Source organism: Variovorax paradoxus NBRC 15149 (genome assembly GCF_001591365.1).
Classification (GTDB): domain Bacteria; phylum Pseudomonadota; class Gammaproteobacteria; order Burkholderiales; family Burkholderiaceae_C; genus Variovorax; species Variovorax paradoxus.
On the sequence record NZ_BCUT01000001.1, the window covers coordinates 1,248,658 to 1,266,091 of the forward strand.

Below are 17,434 nucleotides of genomic sequence, written 5' to 3' on the forward strand. Positions count from 1 at the left end.
GATTTTCAGGCGTTCTCCAGAAGCCATGCCTCCAGGCTGGCCACCGAGTGGGCGACGAACAGCGGCTTCAGTTCATCGAAGCTCTCGGGCTCGTGCGCGCCGTAGCTCACGCCCACGCTCGGGCAGCCGGCATTGAGCGCCAGCTGCAGGTCGTGCGTGGTGTCGCCGATCATCAGGGTGCGTTCGGGCAGCACCTCGAGTTCTTCCATGAGTTCCAGCAGCATGCGCGGATGCGGCTTGCCGAAGGTCTCGTCGGCGGTGCGCGAGGCGTCGAAGCGGTCGCGCAGCGCGACCGACTTCAGCGCCTCGTTCAGGCCGCGGCGCGACTTGCCCGTGGCCACCGCAAGCTTGTGGCCGCGCGCGCGCAGCGCATCGATCATCTGCAGCACGCCGTCGAACAGCACGAGGTCGTCCTGGTGCTGCAGATAGTGGTAGCGGTAACGGGCGCCGAGCTCGGCGTATTTTTCCTTCGGCACGTCGGGCGCGGCGCGCGCAAGAGCCTCGGCCAGGCCCAGGCCGATCACCCATGCGGCATCGTTCTCGCTCGGCTTGGCGCCGCCGACGTCGATCACCGCCGCCTGGATGCAGCGCACGATGAGCCGTGTGGAGTCGTAGAGCGTGCCGTCCCAATCGAAGGCGATCAGGTCGAAGCGCAGGGGTCTGGAGGAATCAGTCATTGGCCGTGGGAGTGGGATGTTGGGCGAGCGCTTCGATCGCCTGGGGCGGCATCAACGCATGCAGTTCAGGGGGCAGGCCGGCCTGCAGCGCCACGCGCTCGCCGGTGGCGGGGTGGTTGAACTGCAGCCGCCAGGCATGCAGGAACATGCGCTTGAGGCCGAGCTTTTGCAACACGCGCTGGCGCTCGAAGTCGCCGTACTTGTCGTCGCCCGCAATCGCATGGCCGGCCGATGCAAGGTGCACGCGGATCTGGTGGGTGCGGCCGGTCTTGATGGTGACCGCCAGCAGCGACAGCGGCGCGGCGTCACCCGGCAGCGTGAGCCGCGCCAGCACGCGCACCAGCGTCACGGCCCGCATGGCATCGGGATGGTCCTTGGCGACCACCCGCACGCGGCGCTCGCCGGCGCCCGCGCCGTCACCCGGCAGCAGGTACTTGGCGAGCGGCGCATCGAGCACCTTCTTGTTGGCGGGCCAGGCGCCCTCGACCAGCGCAAGGTAGGTCTTGCCGGTCTCGCGTTCGCGGAACTGGTCCTGCAGCGCCACCAGCGCGCTGCGCTTCTTGGCCACCAGCAGGATGCCCGAGGTCTCGCGGTCGAGCCGGTGCACCAGCTCCAGGAACTTGGCGCCCGGGCGCGCCGTGCGCAATTGCTCGATCACGCCAAAGCTCACGCCGCTGCCGCCATGCACGGCCACGCCGGCGGGCTTGTCGATGGCCAGCACCGCGTCGTCCTCCAGCAGCACCGGGAATTCGCGCGCCGGCGCGGGCGGCGTGGCGCCCTCTTCGGCGCGCGGCGATATCCGGATGGGAGGCAGCCGCAGCACGTCGCCGGCCTCGATGCGGGTCTCGGCCTGCGCCCGCCCCTTGTTGATGCGCACCTCGCCCGAGCGGATGATCCGGTAGACATGCGTCTTGGGCACGCCCTTCAGATGGCGAAACAGGAAGTTGTCGAGCCGCTGGCCCGCGGATTCCGCATCGACGGTGATGAACTTGATGGCCGCATGCGGCGCGCCGGCCTCCGCCGCAGCCTTTTGGACTGCGGGGCCTGGAACTGCGGGATTTGGAGCGGCCGCGGGGCCTTGCTTCGCACCTATAATGTTTTTCACCAGCGCGGTCGTGTAAGTGCTTGATTAGACAGAAGTTTAGATCACTGCAGTCAAACGCCCAGGACCATGCTGCGAGGTCGATGCCGCTTTGGCGCCGAACCTGCAAACCCCGCGCAATTGCGCAAAGTGGCAGGCGTGGCGCCCAAGTCAAGCCGACACCCACGAAACACCGATACGGAATACCCAGCCTGCAGCTTCCAAGCTGCCGGCGGATCGAAGCGAGTCCCTTGTGTTGATGCTGCTGATTCAAATGTGCCTGCGCTGGCCCACCTGGCTTCTGCCAGCGGCCTCAGGCATTGAGTCATCCGCACCGCGCGCCACCATTGCGCAACCAGCTATCAATAAGATAGCTGCTCAACACCGAACCTGGCTCGCGCCCATCCACGCGCCCCCACCCCGGCTGTCTTCCTGAGCTGACGCTCAAGAGGCCTGTCCGCGCTCGGCGCGGCAGCGACAACATCCGGGGCCAAGCGGCAATTCCCCTCGTTTCGCGGGCGTCGTCCGTGCATCGTTGGCCCGTCATGGGCCTGTAGAACGATACATATAAGGACAACGCATCATGAAGCGGATGCTGATCAATGCCACGCAGGCCGAAGAACGCCGCCTGGCCATCGTCGACGGGCAAAAGCTCCTCGACTACGAAATCGAGATCGAAGGGCGCGAACAGCGCAAGGGCAACATCTACAAGGCCGTCGTCACGCGCGTCGAGCCTTCGCTCGAAGCCTGTTTCGTCGACTACGGCGAAGACCGCCACGGCTTCCTGCCGTTCAAGGAAATCTCCAAGCAATACTTCGCCGAAGGCGTTTCCGCCAACCAGGCGCGCATCCAGGACGTCATCAAGGAAGGCCAGGAACTGGTCGTCCAGGTCGAGAAGGAAGAACGCGGCAACAAGGGCGCGGCCCTCACCACCTTCATTTCGCTGGCCGGGCGCTATGTGGTGCTGATGCCCAACAACCCGCGCGGCGGCGGCGTGAGCCGGCGCATCGAGGGCGACGACCGTGCCGAACTCAAGGAGGCGATGGACCAGCTCGAGTACCCCAAGGGCATGAGCATCATCGCGCGCACCGCCGGCATCGGCCGCTCGGCGCCCGAACTCCAGTGGGACCTGAACTACCTGCTCAAGCTGTGGAGCGCCATCGACGGCGCGGCCAAGGGCGGCAAGGGCGCCTTCCTGATCTACCAGGAATCCTCGCTCGTCATCCGCGCGATCCGTGACTACTTCAATCACGACATCGGCGACATCCTGATCGACACCGACGACATCTACGAGCAGGCGCAGCAGTTCATGGCGCACGTCATGCCCGAGCATGCCGCCCGCGTGAAGCGCTACCGCGACGACGCCGCGCTGTTCAGCCGCTTCCAGATCGAGCACCAGATCGAATCGGCCTATGCGCGCACCGTGCAGCTGCCCTCGGGCGGCGCCATCGTGATCGACCACACCGAGGCGCTGGTCTCGGTCGACGTGAACTCGGCCCGCGCCATCAAGGGCGGCGACATCGAGGAAACGGCCACCCGCACCAACCTCGAAGCCGCCGACGAAGTGGCCCGCCAGATGCGCCTGCGCGACCTGGGCGGCCTGATCGTCATCGACTTCATCGACATGGACGAGTCGAAGAACCGCCGCGAAGTCGAAAGCCGCCTGCGCGACGCGCTGCGCCAAGACCGCGCCCGCGTGCAGTTCGGCTCGATCAGCAAGTTCGGCCTGATGGAAATGAGCCGCCAGCGCCTGAAGCCGGCGCTCAGCGAAGGCTCGTCGATCCCCTGCCCGCGCTGCGGCGGCTCGGGCCACATCCGCGACACCGAATCGAGCGCGCTGCAGATCCTGCGCATCATCCAGGAGGAGTGCCTGAAGGACAACACGGCCGCCGTGCACGTGCAGGTGCCGGTCGAGGTGGCCTCGTTCCTGCTGAACGAAAAGCGCCCCGAGATCGCCAAGATCGAGCTCAAGCAGCGCGTCACCGTGCTGATGGTGCCCAACAAGACGCTCGAAACGCCGAACTACAAGCTCGAGCGCCTGAAGCACGACGACCCGCGTCTGGACCACATCGAAGCCAGCTACAAGATGGCCGACGAGATCGAGGACCCGACCTCGGTCACGCGCCGCTCGCAGGAGCCCACCAACAAGCAGACGCCGGTCATCAAGGGCGTGCTGCCCGATGCGCCCGCGCCCGTGGTGCCGCCCCGGCCCGAACCGGTGCGCGCGCCGGCCGCCGTGGCCCCGGCACCGGTCGCGCCGCCCGTCGCGAGCGCACCGGCACCGGCCGAGACCGGCTTCTTCGCCCGCATCAAGAGCTGGTTCGGCGGCACGCCGGCACCGGCACCCGCACCGGCCGTGATCCCGGTCGAGCCTCCGAAGCCCACGCGACGTGACGGCGGCCGCCCGGGCCGCGACGGCGAAGCGCGCGGCGCCCGCGATGGCGAACAGCGCCGCGGTGGCCGCGGCGGCGAAGGCCGCGGTGAAAACGGCAGCCGCTCCGGTGGCCGCGACGGCGAACGCCGCGGCGGCCGCGGTGGCGAGCGCCGCGAAGGACGCGGCAGCGAGATCCGCAGCGAAGCAGCCGCCCAGCCGCGCGAACAACGCGAGCCCCGTGAACAGCGCGAACCGCGCGAGCTCCGCGAACCTCGCGAGCCCCGTGAAGCACGCGGCCCGCGCGACGGCGAACAGCGCCGCGGTGGCCGCGGCGAGCGCCGCGAAGGCGAAGGCCGCGAGGCACGGCCGGCATCGGCCGAGCCGATCGACGGCAGCCTCGAAGCCCAGCAGCTGGCATCGGGCGCACCCGCCGGCGATGAAGGCAATGCGCCGGCAGAACGCGCGCCCCGCGGCCGCGGCGAACGCCGGGACCGTGGCGAACGCGGTGAACGGACCGAACGCGGCGAGCGCAATGGCACCGATGCACCGCGCGATGCCTCCGGCGGCGACAACGTGGCCGCGCAGGACGGCACGCAGGCCGAACGCACCCCGCGCGGTGGCCGCGAAGAGCGCGCGCCGCGAGGCGAGCGCAGCGATGGCCGCCGCGAGCGCCGCAGCGAAGGCCAGCCGCGTTTCGCCAACGGCGAAGCGGCACCGGCCAATCTCGACGAAGCCGACATCCGCATCGCCGAGGCCGCCGAAATGGCACCCGCCAATGAAGGCGAAGCCAGCAGCGGCGAGCAGCAGGCACCGCGCCGCGAAGGCGAAGAGCGCCGCGGCCGTTCGCGCGACCGCTACGGCCGCGACCGCCGCGAGCGCGGTCCGCGCGACGACAGCGAAGCCAGCGTGGCCGGCGCATCGGCCGACAACGCCGAGGCGGGCGAAGCACCGGCACGCCAGCAGCCCCAGCCGCCGGCAACGGCCGAACGCGCCGCAGTGCGCGAAGAAGAAGCACGCGAACCGGCACCACGGAGCTACTTCGATCGCCCGGCCGCAGCCGCTCCCGCAGCTCCCGCAGCCACGGTCGCTGCAGTCGCGGCGGCGCCTGTCGCCGTCGAGAGCAGCAGCAGCAAGCCCGCGGCTGCAGCCAACGGCCGTGCACTTCCGAAGGTGCAACCCTTCGAGCTGCCGCTGAGCGAACTCGCGCAGATCGCCGAGAGCTCGGGCCTGCAGTGGGTGAACTCGGATGCCGAGCGCATTGCACAGGCCCGCGCAGCGATCGCGGCCGAGCCGAAGCCGGTGCACGTGCCGCGCGAGCGCCCGCCTGCGATCGTGCTCGACGACGGTCCGCTGGTGCTGGTTGAAACCCGCCGCGAACTCGGCGCGATGACGCTGCCGTTCGAAAAGGCACCTTCCGATGCGCAAGGCGTGAACTGAAGAAGAAGCCCGGGCCCGAGGGCCCGGCGGCAAGGAAGAACGGCGCCACATCGGCGCCGTTTTTTTATGGGGAACGCAAGAGCGGCAAGCGCCGCAGCGCGGTGCCGATGCCGGTCAGGCCTTCTCGGTCTGCGCTGCGCGCTTCCAGGCCGCTGCGGCCTGCTCTTCGTCGCCGCGCGTTTCGGCCAGTTCGGCCAGTGCCAGCCAGGCACGCCGGTACAGCTCCGTGTCCTGCAGGCCCAGGCCGGCCTGCATCAGCAGCTGCTGGGCCTTGCCCCAGAGCTGGCGCTTCATGCAGGCCATGCCCGCGAGGTACTGCAGGTTGGGGTCGCGCGGGTTGTTGCGCTGCGCGGTTTCGATGCGGGCCAGCCAATCGGCATCCACCGAGTCGAGCCCCGCCTCGAGGGCGCGCGCCATCTTGACGCGCAGCGTGTCGCCCAGGCCCCGGGGCTGCGACACCATGCGCTCCCAGGCCGGCAGCAGCCAGCCGCGCGCCAGCGACAGGTCGCCGCGCAGCGCCACCATGCGCTGGGCGGCGTGAATCGCGACCTCGGGCATTTCGCGCTCGGCCGCGTCGAGCTCGGCCCAGGCGCGAAGCAGCTGTGCCGGGTCATGCGCGCCCGACAGCAGCTCGGTCGCGAGGCCGCGCACGATGCTCTGCGCCGCGCCATCGGAAAAGGCCCGGTGCTTGGCGAGCAGGCGCGCCGTTTCCAGCGCTTCGAGCGTGCGCCCGTCCTGGCGCGCCGCCTTCAGCCGGATGCGCAGCGCGAGCGTGCGCCGCTGCACGCCTTGGGGAAGCTCCTCGAGCCGGGTGAGGGCTCCCGCGGGATCGTGGTCTTCGAGTGCCCAGCGCGCAGCGCGCAGCTGCACGCCCTCGCGCGTTTCGGGACTGGCGAGCACGTTGCGCTCGACGCTTTCGTTGAGCGCCTGCTGCAGGTGGGCGTCGCGCGCGGGCCGGTCCTGCAGGGCCTGCGCGCTCTCGGCAGCCAGCAGGTGGGACAGCACGCGCACCTGCTGGGACTGCGGCAGGCTCGCGCCGAGCGCAGCCAGCGTTTTCTCCTGCACCAGCGCGGCTTGTGCGGCCTTGCGCGCGCGCGAGAAGCGGCCCGACAGCAGCTGCACCATGGCGTCCAGCAGGGCCGAGTGCAGCATGCGTTCCTTTTGCTGCAGCCGCCATTGGCGCGCCTGGGTCGGCAGCGAGAACAAGGCCGCCAGGCCGCGCAATGCAAGATGGAGCAGCACGAACGCGGCCAGCAGGATGACCAGCACCAGGTTCAGCGACAGGTCGACCCGCCACGGCGGCCAGAACACGGTGATCGTGCCCTGGTTGTTGCCCGCGAACAGCGCCACCGCCGCCGCGACGGCGAACAGCGCGAGGAGCCAGAGGGCGGCTCTCACCTCAGCGCCCCGCCGCGGCCGTGGCCAGCGCCGACAGCGTGTCGTCGATGCGCGGGGGTTCGGCGGTTTTCATCAGCGCCTGCAGTTGCTGCAGCTGCGTGGCGGCGGCCTGCGTGCGCCGCGATGCGGGATCGAAATAGCGGTTCAGCGATGCGGCCACCGTGGCGAGTTCGCTGCGCGCGGCATCGACCTGCCGCGACAGCAGCGAAAGCCGCGCATTGAGCAGCTTGAGCTTGAGGTTCTCGCGCAGGAAATAAGTCTGGTCGGGTGCCAGCAGCACCGCCTCGGGCCGCTCGATGCGCCCGACCCGCACCAGCGACCGCGCTTCGGCGCGTATCGTCAGCAGCACCCTCTCCCACCAGGCGGCATCGGCGGGAATGGGTTCCGGCTGCCAGGCATTGAGCCCCGAGCCGCGCATGGCCACGGCGTTGAGCGGCGGCAGGTCGTCCACGCTGCGCATCAGCTCGTCGAGTTTTTGCAGCGCCTCGCCGCTGTCGGCGCTCGCGCTGCTGCGCAGGCGGTCGGCGTCGCGCTGCATGGCGCGCTGCAGCGGCGCCAGCCGGGGCTGCGCGGCGCGCGCAATGCGCAGGTCGCCGGACTTGAGGGCCGCGAGCAGGGGCTCGACGCTGCCCGTGACCTGCGCCTGCTGAAGGGCGAGGCGCACGGCCGATTCGATGTCGACCACCAGGTTCTCGTCGCGCGAGCGCGAGAGGCTCTGCATCAGTTCTTCGAGCTGCGAGCGCTGCAGCGCGACCTCGGCAACGCGGGTTTCGGTGAGCGCGGCGCGCGCCGCGGTCTCGCGCACCGTGTCGATGGCTTGGCGGGCCAGGGTGCGCGCCTCGAGCGATTGGGCCAGCGCATCGGCGCTCTGGCGCGCCAGCTGCTCCTGCATGCCGCCGACCTTCTGCCACAGCGAGATGGCCATCACCAGGGCCGCCAATGCCACGATGGCCAGCAGTCCGAAGCCGACGCGCGAGAGCATTGTTGCGGCGGCCGCCTGCGACTCGGGCGACTGCGCCATCGCCAGCGTGGCGGGCACCGGCGCGGCGGCAGATGGGGGGGAGAAGTCGTCGGACGGGGACGCAGCACTCATGTGAAGGATTCTATCGACGCGACCAGGGCTTCCCGCAGCGGCGGGCACACGCGCACCACACCGAATCCCGCGGCCCGCGCGGCTTCGCCGATGCGCGCATGGGTCGCCACCGCGCATGCCGCATGCCAGCCGGTGCCCGGCATGGCATCGCACAGGTTGGCAATGGCCTCCGAGCTGCTGAACAGCCAGACCGCGCGCCCCGCGGCGCCGTCGAGTGCCAGCGCACGCGCCGCGTCGTCGAAGGATGGCGGCAGGCGCCGGTAGGCGACCACCGTGTCGCGCAACCCCTTTGCGGCGTCGATCTCGCGCGCGAGCCAGTCGCGTCCGCTCGGCTGGCCGGCCGCATCGCCGCCGCGCACGATCAGCACGCGCACGCCCTGGCCGACCTGCCCTTTCACGCGCTCCCACAGCGCCTCGGAGTCGAAGCGGGCGGCGTCGGGAGGCGGTGCGTCGATGGCGTCTTGCGGCACGCCGGCACGCAACAACGCGCGCGCCGTGCCCGGTCCCGTGGCCCAGAAGCGCGGGCCGGTTGCGCGTTGCCCTTCTTCCGCATGCAGGAAGAAATGCTCGACCGCCGTGGCGCTCACGAACATCAGCGCCGCGTAGTCGGGAAGATGCTTCCACGCTGCGCGCAGCGGCTCCACCTCGATGGCGGGCTCGATGGCGATCAGCGGCAGCACCGCGGCGTCCAGCCCGGCGGCCCGGAATTCGTCCGCCCACTGCGCGGCCTCGCGCGCCGGCCGCGTGACGATGACGGGCTTGGCAGCCATCGCTCTTTGAAGAATCTTCAGTGCGCGCCGGCGTCGCGCAGCAGCGCGGCGGCACGCTCGCCGAGGGCGCCGGCCTGCGCGAAGTCGGCGGCCGGCGCTTGCGCATGGACCCGCACCAGCGCAGCGTTGCCTTCGGGGTCGCCCCAGGCCGCATCGACGCGCAGCGCACCGTCGGCCTGCCAGCGCGCATGGGCCGCCAGCGGCATGGAACAGCTGCCGCCCATCGACCGGCTCACCGCGCGCTCGGCGGCGGTGGCCAGCCAATCGCGCGGATGCGACAAGGCGGCCAGCAGCGCGATCAGGTCCGTGCGGTCGGCCCGCACCTCGATGCCGAGTGCGCCCTGCCCCGCGGCCGGCAGCATGGTGTCGGGATCGAAGGCGACCCGGATGCGATGCTCGAGCCCGAGCCGCTTGAGCCCGGCCGCCGCGAGCACGATGGCGTCGTAGTGGCCTTCGTCGAGCTTGCGCAGGCGGGTGTCGAGGTTGCCGCGCAGCGGCTCGATGCGCAGGTCGGGCCGCAAGGCGCGCAGCAGCACCACGCGCCGCAGGCTGGAGGTGCCGACGACGGCGCCCTGCGGCAGTTCGTCGAGCGAGGCATGGCGCGGCGACACCAGCGCATCGCGCGGGTCTTCGCGCTCCAGCACGCAGGCCAGCACGAAGCCCTCGGGCAGGTCCATCGGCACGTCTTTCAGCGAATGCACCGCGATGTCGGCGCGGCCTTCCTCGAGCGCGAGTTCGAGTTCCTTCACGAAGAGGCCCTTGCCGCCCACCTTGCTGAGCGACTTGTCCAGGATCTGGTCGCCGCGCGTGGTCATGCCCAGCAGGCTGACCGCGTGGCCCCGTTCCTGCAGCAGCGCCTGCACGTGCTCGGCCTGCCACAGGGCGAGCCGGCTTTCGCGCGTGGCGATCACGATATTGCTCAAGGCCGCTCCCAAAAAGTACATGTTGAAGACCTCTGGAATGCTAGCATGTTGCGCCGCAACAACGCAGGCGGCGCATTCTTTCTAGACCAGGAAAAACATCGAAATGAAAGCCAGCAAGACTCCTGCGCCGCCCAAGCGCCGGCAAGCCGAAGACCAGCCGCTGATCGACGACATCCGGCTCCTGGGCCGCATCCTCGGCGACGTGATCCGCGAACAGGAGGGCGAGGAAAGTTATGCGCTGGTCGAGAAGATCCGCACGCTGTCGGTGGCTTTCCGCCGCGATGCCGACCAGGCGGCCGACCGCGCGCTCAAGAACCTGCTCAAGGGCCTGAGCGCGGCCGAGACGGTGCGCGTGATCCGCGCCTTCACCTATTTCAGCCACCTGGCCAACCTGGCCGAAGACCGGCACCTGATCCGCCGCCGCACCGAGGCCGAGCGCGCGGGCGAAAGCGCCGACGGCGACCTGCAGACCGCCCTTGCGCGCATCCGCAAGGCCGGCGTCAAGCCCGACGAGGTGGTGGCTTCGCTGGCACGCAGCTACGTGTCGCCGGTGCTCACCGCGCACCCGACCGAAGTGCAGCGCAAGAGCATCCTCGATGCCGAGCGCGCCATTGCTCAGCTGCTCACCACGCGCGACGAGATCAAGCTGCGCCAGAGCGCCTACGCGGGCGCCAAGGACGCGCTTACGCCGCTCGAGTTTGCCGAGAACGAAACGCAGATGCGCATCCGCGTCACGCAGATCTGGCAGACGCGGCTGCTGCGCTTTTCCAAGCTCACCGTGGCCGACGAGATCGAGAACGCGCTGAGCTACTACGAAGCCACCTTCCTGCGCGAGATTCCGCGCGTCTATGCCGACCTCGAAAAGGCGCTGGGCCAGGGCGGCGTGCTGCCTTCGGTGGCGCCCTTCCTGCGCATGGGCCAGTGGATCGGCGGCGACCGCGACGGCAATCCCAACGTGACGGCCGAAACGCTCGAATACGCGCTGCGCCGCCAGGCCGAGCTGGCACTGCGCCACTACCTCACCGAAGTGCATTACCTCGGCGGCGAGCTCTCGCTGTCCGCCACGCTGGTGGACGTGTCGGTCGAGATGCAGGCGCTGGCCGCGCGCTCGCCCGACACCAGCGAGCACCGCAAGGACGAGCCCTACCGCCGCGCGCTCACCGGCGTGTATGCGCGGCTGGCGGCCACGCTGCGCGATCTCACCGGCGGCGAGGCCGCGCGCCACGCCGTGCCGCCGCAGAACCCCTATGCGAAGGCCGAGGAATTCCTGGACGACCTGCGCACGGTGGAAGAGTCGCTCGTCGAGAAGCACGGCAGCGTGCTGGCGGCGCCGCGCCTGCGGCCGCTGATCCGCGCGGTCGAGGTGTTCGGCTTCCACCTGGCCACGGTCGACCTGCGCCAGAGCTCGGACAAGCACGAGGCCGTGATCGCCGAACTGCTGGCCACCGCACGCATCGAGCCGGCCTACGCTTCGCTGGCGGAAGAAGCGAAGCAGACGCTGCTGCTCAAGCTGCTCGACGACGCGCGTCCGCTGCGCGTGCCCGATGCCGAGTACTCGCCGCTGGCGCAGAGCGAGCTCGCGATCTTCGCGGCCGCACGCACGGCGCGTGCGCGCTACGGCGCGGCGGCCATCCGCCACTACATCATCAGCCACACCGAGACGGTGAGCGACCTGCTCGAGGCCCTGCTGCTGCAAAAGGAAGTGGGCCTCCTGCGCGGCGCGATGAACGGCAAGGCCACCTGCGACCTGATCGTGGTGCCGCTGTTCGAAACCATCGAGGACCTGCGCAATGCCGCGCCCATCGTGCGCGCCTTCTATGCGCTGCCGAACATCCAGGCGCTCATCGAGCGCTCGGGCGCCGAGCAGGACGTGATGCTCGGCTACAGCGACAGCAACAAGGACGGCGGCATCTTCACGAGCAACTGGGAGCTCTACCGCGCGGGCATCGCGCTGGTGGCGCTGTTCGACGAGCTCAACAAGAAGAAGGCCAACCCGATTCGCCTGCGCATGTTCCATGGCCGCGGCGGCACGGTGGGACGCGGCGGCGGACCGAGCTACCAGGCGATCCTCGCGCAGCCGCCCGGCACGGTGCGCGGCCAGATCCGCCTCACCGAACAGGGCGAAGTCATTGGCTCGAAGTACGCCAACCGCGAGATCGGCCGGCGCAACCTCGAGACGCTGGTGGCCGCCACGCTCGAAGCCACGCTGCTGCCGCAGGCCAAGTCGGCGCCCGCCACGTTCCTGTCGGCGGCCGGGGAGCTGTCGAGCGCGAGCATGTCGGCCTACCGCAAGCTGGTCTACGAAACCCCGGGCTTCGGCGACTACTTCTTCGGCTCCACGCCGATCCGCGAGATTGCCGAACTCAACATCGGCTCGCGTCCCGCCTCGCGCAACCCGAGCCACAAGATCGACGACCTGCGCGCTGTGCCATGGAGCTTCAGCTGGGGCCAGTGCCGGCTCACCATTCCCGGCTGGTTCGGCTTCGGCTCGGGCGTGGAGCAGTTCCTGGCCTCGGCCGCAACGCCGGCCGCGCGCAAGGAGCGCACTGCGCTGCTGCGCCGCATGTATGCGCAGTGGCCGTTCTTTCGCACGCTGCTCTCCAACATGGACATGGTGCTGGCCAAGAGCGACCTCGCGCTGGCCTCGCGCTACGCCGAGCTGGTGACCGACCGCAAGCTGCGCCAGAAGGTGTTCTCGATGATCGACACCGAATGGCACCGCACCTCCGATGCGCTCACGCTCATCACCGGCGCCAAGCAAAGGCTCGAAGGCAACGCCGAGATGCAACGCTCGGTGCGCCACCGCTTTCCGTACATCGATCCGCTGCATCACCTGCAGGTCGAGCTGATGCGCCGCTACCGCGCGGGCGAAGGCGGCGAGCGGCTGCAGCGCGGCATCCACATCTCGATCAACGGGGTGGCGGCCGGCCTGCGCAACACCGGATGAAGGCCAATGCACCGAAGGGCAATGCCTCCACGATGACCACCATCCAGTCCCGCCGCAGGCTCATCGTCCTCATCCTGCTGGGCCTGGCGGTCGCGGGCGCGATCGTGCGGCACTACGCCGAGCGCGGCACGACCACGCGCGACATCGGCACGCTGCTGATGGTGCTGTGGGTGCCGATCATCGGCAACGTCATTGCCTGGCTCATCGGCAAGCTGCCGCGGCGCGCGGCGCCGGCCGAGCCCGCGGGCTTCGATGCGGCGCGCGCGTTCACGCCCCACTTCCTGGCCGAGCTCAGGCTGCGCCCGCCGGCACTGCCTTCGCACGACGTGCCGCTCGCGCCGGGCGAATACCGCTGCGCGCTGGTGGTCGGCAACGAAGGCTTCTCGGCGCGCTGGTTCGTGCCGCCGGGGGGAGCGCTCGCGCGGGGCAAGCCGCATGCGCTGGACATCGAGCTGCTGTCGCCGCAGACCGCCGGCCCCCGGTTTCCTGCAGGTGCGGCCTTCCGCGTGCTGGTGGGCGATTCGTTCATTGCCGATGGGCGCGTGCTGGAGCTTCGCGCACCGCATATCTAGGGAAGGTGGGGAACGGCAAAAGGGTCGATTGTTCGCCGCCGGGAAACTGACTACTGCCGGCAGGCCCCTTGGTGGCGGGCCTGTCCGCCCGGACACTGGGAAGCCTTTCGCAACAACGTGTCGGTATGCGCTTGCCGACGCGGTCCAGGACTTCTTCCCATGATGAATTCACCCAGCAGCAACCCCTGCATCGACGATCTTGCGCCCGAGCCCGCCAGGACCGCCCGCTCCGCCTGGCTGGCGGTCGGCTCGATCGCCGTCGGCACCTTTGCCATGGTCTCGACCGAGTTCATGCCCATCGGCCTTTTGACCGACATCGCCCGCGGCCTGAACGTGTCCGACGGCACGGCCGGCCTGATGATCACCATGCCCGGCGTGCTGGCGGCCTTTGCCGGCCCCGCGCTCATCGTCGCTTCGGGCCGGCTCGACCGGCGCACCGTGCTGATCGCGCTCACCACCTTGCTGATCGCCTCGAACCTGCTGGCCGCCTTTGCGCCCAACTTCGCGACCATGCTGGTCGCGCGCCTCATGCTCGGCCTGTGCGTGGGCGGCTTCTGGACCTTTGCGCCGGCCGCCGCCACGCAGCTGGTGCCGGACGCCTCCAAGGCGCGCGCCATGTCGCTGGTGCTGGCGGGCGTGTCCGCCGCCACCGTGCTGGGCGTGCCCGCGGGTTCGTTCCTGGGCACGCAGTTCGGCTGGCGCGCCTCGTTCGCGGTGACCGGCGCGCTCGCGGCCGCGGTGCTGCTGGTGCAGCTGTGGCTGCTGCCCGCGATACCGCCGGTGCGCGCCATCGGTGCGCGCGACCTGCTCACGCCGCTCACGCGGCGCATGGCGCAGGTCGGGCTGCTCGCGGTGCTGTTCTTCATTGCCGGCCACTTCGCGGCCTACACCTACCTGAAGCCGCTGCTGCAGCAGGTGTTCGGCCTCGCGCCCAACTCGGTCTCGACGCTGCTGCTGGTGTATGGCGCGGTGGGCTTTGTCGGCACCTTCCTCGGCGGCAGCCTGGTGGCGCGCAGCGTGCGCGGCACCACCCTGCTGGCGGCGCTGATGCTCGCGACCGCGCTCCTGCTGTCGACGGTGATCGGCTCCGGCTTCGTGCCCGGCGCGGTGGTGGTCGTGATCTGGGGCGTGGCCTTCGGCCTGATCCCGGTCGCGCTCACGGGCTGGATGATGGAGGCCGTGCCCGACGCGCCCGAAGCCGGCCAGGCCCTGCTCGTGAGCGGCTTCCAGGTGGCAATCGCTTCCGGCGCGCTGATCGGCGGCGTGACGGTCGACAACCACGGCATCTCCAGCGCGATGGTGCTCAGCGGCGTGCTGGTGCTGATCGCGGCGCTGATCGTCGGCACGCTGGGCCGGGCGCGCGGCGGCGCCGCGCTCGCTACTTCTTCGGCCGAGTAGCGCGGCTGGCCTGTGCGCCCGCCGCAAGGATCGCATCGAGCACCACGCGCAGGGCCTTGTTGACCGGCTTGTCGCGCCGGATCACCACGGCCAGCGTGCGGTGCATGCGGGGGGCCAGGCGGCTGATCTTCAGGCCCGGGTGCGCGCCGCGGCCCGTCATTGCCATGCGCGGGACGATGCCGTAGCCCAGCCCCGCAGCCACCATTTCCTTCATCGCCTCGACACTGCCCAGTTCCATGACGGGCTGCGGCTGCAGGCCTTCGTCCGCGAACCAGCGGTCGACCAGCTTGCGCGTGTTGGCCGCGGGCTCGAACAGCACCAGCGGCAGCGCCGCCAGGTCGGCGGGTGCCACGCGCGCCTTCAGCGGCGCAAGGTCGCTGCGGCCGATGGCGACGAATTCGTCGTCGAGCACCGGCACCACGCTCAGTGAGCGGCCCGCGGCCGGCAGCGTCACCAGCGCAAGGTCGCTGCTGTTCTCCTCCACCTTGCGGACATGGTCGTCGGTGTTGCCCGTGCTCACCACGATGCCGAGCGCCGGAAACTGCTCGCGCAGGCTGCGCAGCACGGCCGGCAAAAAATAGAGGCAGGCGGTGGCACCGGTGCCCAGCCGCACGCGGCCCGTGACGCCGCTCGCATGGTCCGCCAGCGCGTCGATGGCGTTCTCCACCGCGGTTTCGATGTGGTGGCTGTGCCGCAGCAGTTCCGCACCGGCCGGCGTGGCCTTGGCGCGCTTGCCGACGCGCTCGACCAGGCGCACCGCGAGCCTGCGCTCCAGCTGGCGGACCTGCAGGCTCACCGCGGGCTGCGTGAGGCCGAGCCGGTCGGCCGCAGCCGAGAAGCTGCCGGTTTCGATCACCAGGCCGAAGGACCGGAGCTGGTCGAGGTTGAGCGTCTTATCCAAAGTATTCCTTATGCCTTGCATCAGTCGGCGAAGCTTCACTTATCGTCCGCGCAGCGTCAAGATCCGGACCATGCCTTCGCCTGTTCAAGCCACCCAAGCTCTCGCCTCCACCGAAATCCTCGACGCCGGGGCGCACCACATGCCTTCGGTACAGGCCATCTACAGCCGCTACGTGCTGCACGACCTGTGCTCCTTCGAGGAAGAGGTGCCGAGCGTCGAAGAGATGCAGGCGCGCCGCGCCGGCGTGCTGGCGCGCGGCCTCCCCTACCTTGTCGCGCTGAAGGACGGCGAGGTGGCCGGCTACGCCTATGCAAGCCCCTACCGCAGCCGCTCCGCCTACCGCCACACGGTCGAAGATTCGATCTACGTGGCAGAAGGCATGCAGGGCCGTGGCATCGGCCGCGCGCTGCTCCAGGAGCTGATCCGGCGCTGCACCGACGGCGGCTTCGCGCAGATGGTGGCGGTGATCGGCAACAGCGCCAATGCGGGCTCGCAGCGCGTGCACCAGGGCCTGGGCTTCGAGACGGTGGGCGTGCTGCGCAACGTCGGCTTCAAGTTCGGGCAGTGGGTCGACACCGTGCTCATGCAACGTGCGCTGCGCTGAACCGGCCCCCGCGCGCGGATGGCTTGCGCTGCTGTGCGCGAGCCGGCTGCTGCAGGCCATGGTGGTCACCGCCTATTCCGGCGTGCTGCCCTTCATGATGGCCGACTGGCACATGACGGCCGCGCAGGCTGGCTCGATCCAGAGCGCATGGCACGTGGGCTACATGAGTTCGCTGTTCGCCGTCGGCCTGCTGGCCGACCGCTACGGCCCGCACCGCGTCTTCCTGATCGGCAGCGCGGTCAGCGCGTGCTCGGCACTGGCTTTTGCCGCCTTCGCGCACGGCCATCTTTCGGCGCTGCTGCTCTACGGCCTGGCCGGGCTGTGCGCGGGCGCCTCGTACACGCCGGGCCTGCAGCTGCTCGCGCGCAACGCCGAGCCCGCCGTGCGCGGCCGGGCGATGGGGCTCTTTCTTGGTTCGGCGTCGATGGGCTACGCCTTGTCGCTGGCGGTGGTGGCGGCCTTCAGCCACGCCCTGCACTGGCGCTTCGGCCTGCTGGCGGCGGCGGGCTGCACCTTCGCCGGCGCACTGCTCACGGTGCCGGCGCTGCGGCGCATGCGGCCGCCCGCACCGGCCGCCGGCGCAGGAACGCCGCCGCGCGAAGGCACCTGGCATGCGCTGGCCGAGACGGTGCGCGACAAGCCCGCGATGGCCGGCAACTGGGCCTATGCCTTCCACTGCTGGGAACTGATGGCGCTGTGGGCCTGGCTGCCGGCCTACCTGGTCGCCTCGGCCGGCGGCGCCGCGCCGTGGCAGGGCGCGGGCATTGCGCTGGCGGCGTTCGCGCACCTGGTGAGCGTGTTCGGCAGCATCGGGGGCGGTGCCGCGTCCGACCGCTTCGGCCGCGCACGCATCATGATGGCCGCCACGCTCATGAGCCTGTGCATGTCCTTCGCGTTCGGCTGGATGTGGACCTGGCCGCTGTGGCTGCTGGCCGTGATGGCCGCCCTCTACAACCTGCTCGCGATTGCGGACTCCTCCGTCTATTCGACCGCGCTGGCCGACGTGGTGGCGCCGCACCGGCTGGGCGTGGCGTACTCGGTGCGCTCGGTGATGGGCTTCGGCGCGGGTGCGCTGAGCCCCTGGGTGTTCGGCCTGGTGCTGGACAGGGGACAGACGCGCTTCGGCTTCGGCAGCACGTACAGCTGGGTGGCGGCATGGAGCTCGGTCGGGCTCGGCGCGCTGCTGGGGCCGTGGATGATCGTGCGCTTCGGCCGGCTGGAGCGCGCGCGGCGTGCGCGCTGAACTTCGCCGGCGTCTC

General features: G+C 70.2%; 13 protein-coding genes. 6 read left to right on the forward strand and 7 right to left on the reverse strand.

Annotated elements, in window-relative coordinates:
- Nucleotides 1-5 precede the first annotated feature (5 nt).
- Both VPA02S_RS05960 and VPA02S_RS05965 read right to left on the reverse strand, forming a co-directional pair.
- A complete protein-coding gene (locus tag VPA02S_RS05960; RefSeq protein WP_062362788.1) occupies nt 6-677 on the reverse strand; it encodes an HAD family hydrolase in 672 nt (223 codons plus the stop codon).
- A complete protein-coding gene (locus VPA02S_RS05965; RefSeq protein ID WP_012746526.1) occupies nt 670-1,782 on the reverse strand; it encodes an RluA family pseudouridine synthase in 1,113 nt (370 codons plus the stop codon). Before VPA02S_RS05965 ends, VPA02S_RS05960 begins: the two co-directional genes overlap by 8 nt.
- A gap of 559 nt (nt 1,783-2,341) precedes the next feature.
- Here VPA02S_RS05965 and VPA02S_RS05970 point away from each other — a divergent pair.
- Nucleotides 2,342-5,569 carry an Rne/Rng family ribonuclease gene (locus tag VPA02S_RS05970; RefSeq protein ID WP_062362790.1) on the forward strand — a complete coding sequence of 1,076 codons (3,228 nt, stop codon included), beginning with the start codon at nt 2,342-2,344 and terminating at the stop codon, nt 5,567-5,569.
- 114 nt (nt 5,570-5,683) lie between these two features.
- Here the strand turns inward: VPA02S_RS05970 and VPA02S_RS05975 are convergent, their stop codons facing one another.
- Genes VPA02S_RS05975 through hemC form a run of 4 tightly spaced genes read right to left on the reverse strand, consistent with a single transcriptional unit; the run spans nt 5,684 to nt 9,774 of the window.
- The gene (locus tag VPA02S_RS05975; protein ID WP_012746524.1) at nt 5,684-6,967 is read right to left on the reverse strand and encodes a heme biosynthesis HemY N-terminal domain-containing protein; all 1,284 of its coding nucleotides are present in this window, start codon (nt 6,965-6,967) and stop codon (nt 5,684-5,686) included.
- Nucleotide 6,968: 1 nt separating this feature from the next.
- Nucleotides 6,969-8,060 (reverse strand): uroporphyrinogen-III C-methyltransferase, encoded by a 1,092-nt coding sequence (locus tag VPA02S_RS05980; protein WP_062362794.1) that lies wholly within the window; start codon nt 8,058-8,060, stop codon nt 6,969-6,971.
- Nucleotides 8,057-8,830, reverse strand: a complete 774-nt coding sequence (locus VPA02S_RS05985) for a uroporphyrinogen-III synthase (RefSeq protein ID WP_062362798.1) — start codon at nt 8,828-8,830, stop codon at nt 8,057-8,059. Before VPA02S_RS05985 ends, VPA02S_RS05980 begins: the two co-directional genes overlap by 4 nt.
- A gap of 17 nt (nt 8,831-8,847) precedes the next feature.
- Nucleotides 8,848-9,774: a hydroxymethylbilane synthase gene (hemC, locus tag VPA02S_RS05990; protein WP_062362801.1), complete on the reverse strand. Its 927-nt coding sequence runs from the start codon at nt 9,772-9,774 to the stop codon at nt 8,848-8,850.
- An 82-nt stretch (nt 9,775-9,856) separates the two neighbouring features.
- Between hemC and ppc the strand changes: the two genes are divergently transcribed.
- The 3 genes from ppc to VPA02S_RS06005 all read left to right on the forward strand — a co-directional run bounded on the left by ppc (nt 9,857) and on the right by VPA02S_RS06005 (nt 14,670).
- A complete protein-coding gene (gene ppc / locus VPA02S_RS05995; RefSeq protein WP_062362804.1) occupies nt 9,857-12,700 on the forward strand; it encodes a phosphoenolpyruvate carboxylase in 2,844 nt (947 codons plus the stop codon).
- The gene (locus VPA02S_RS06000) at nt 12,697-13,272 is read left to right on the forward strand and encodes a hypothetical protein (protein ID WP_062362808.1); all 576 of its coding nucleotides are present in this window, start codon (nt 12,697-12,699) and stop codon (nt 13,270-13,272) included. Before ppc ends, VPA02S_RS06000 begins: the two co-directional genes overlap by 4 nt.
- Before the next feature lie 159 nt (nt 13,273-13,431).
- Nucleotides 13,432-14,670 carry an MFS transporter gene (locus VPA02S_RS06005; protein WP_018903235.1) on the forward strand — a complete coding sequence of 413 codons (1,239 nt, stop codon included), beginning with the start codon at nt 13,432-13,434 and terminating at the stop codon, nt 14,668-14,670.
- Here VPA02S_RS06005 and VPA02S_RS06010 read toward each other — a convergent pair.
- The gene (locus VPA02S_RS06010) at nt 14,651-15,592 is read right to left on the reverse strand and encodes a LysR family transcriptional regulator (protein WP_062364424.1); all 942 of its coding nucleotides are present in this window, start codon (nt 15,590-15,592) and stop codon (nt 14,651-14,653) included. The genes VPA02S_RS06005 and VPA02S_RS06010 overlap by 20 nt on opposite strands.
- Nucleotides 15,593-15,641: 49 nt before the next feature.
- Here VPA02S_RS06010 and VPA02S_RS06015 point away from each other — a divergent pair, with 49 nt between their 5' ends.
- Together VPA02S_RS06015 and VPA02S_RS06020 are read left to right on the forward strand one after the other, a co-directional pair.
- Nucleotides 15,642-16,175, forward strand: a complete 534-nt coding sequence (locus VPA02S_RS06015; RefSeq protein WP_062362811.1) for a GNAT family N-acetyltransferase — start codon at nt 15,642-15,644, stop codon at nt 16,173-16,175.
- On the forward strand, nt 16,162-17,418 hold the full coding sequence (locus VPA02S_RS06020) for an MFS transporter (RefSeq protein WP_062362814.1): 1,257 nt from the start codon (nt 16,162-16,164) through the stop codon (nt 17,416-17,418). The genes VPA02S_RS06015 and VPA02S_RS06020 overlap by 14 nt, the downstream gene beginning before the upstream one ends.
- Nucleotides 17,419-17,434 lie beyond the last annotated feature (16 nt).

What these genes read in the sequence shown, in the direction of transcription:
- hemC (WP_062362801.1), bottom strand. Translation starts at nt 9,774, where the DNA reads ATGTACTTTTTGGGAGCGGCCTTGAGCAATATCGTGATCGCCACGCGC.
- VPA02S_RS05960 (WP_062362788.1), bottom strand. Translation starts at nt 677, where the DNA reads ATGACTGATTCCTCCAGACCCCTGCGCTTCGACCTGATCGCCTTCGAT.
- VPA02S_RS05985 (WP_062362798.1), bottom strand. Translation starts at nt 8,830, where the DNA reads ATGGCTGCCAAGCCCGTCATCGTCACGCGGCCGGCGCGCGAGGCCGCG.
- VPA02S_RS05970 (WP_062362790.1), top strand. Translation starts at nt 2,342, where the DNA reads ATGAAGCGGATGCTGATCAATGCCACGCAGGCCGAAGAACGCCGCCTG.
- VPA02S_RS06015 (WP_062362811.1), top strand. Translation starts at nt 15,642, where the DNA reads ATGCCTTCGCCTGTTCAAGCCACCCAAGCTCTCGCCTCCACCGAAATC.
- VPA02S_RS06000 (WP_062362808.1), top strand. Translation starts at nt 12,697, where the DNA reads ATGAAGGCCAATGCACCGAAGGGCAATGCCTCCACGATGACCACCATC.
- VPA02S_RS06010 (WP_062364424.1), bottom strand. Translation starts at nt 15,592, where the DNA reads ATGCAAGGCATAAGGAATACTTTGGATAAGACGCTCAACCTCGACCAG.
- VPA02S_RS05980 (WP_062362794.1), bottom strand. Translation starts at nt 8,060, where the DNA reads ATGAGTGCTGCGTCCCCGTCCGACGACTTCTCCCCCCCATCTGCCGCC.
- VPA02S_RS06005 (WP_018903235.1), top strand. Translation starts at nt 13,432, where the DNA reads ATGATGAATTCACCCAGCAGCAACCCCTGCATCGACGATCTTGCGCCC.
- ppc (WP_062362804.1), top strand. Translation starts at nt 9,857, where the DNA reads ATGAAAGCCAGCAAGACTCCTGCGCCGCCCAAGCGCCGGCAAGCCGAA.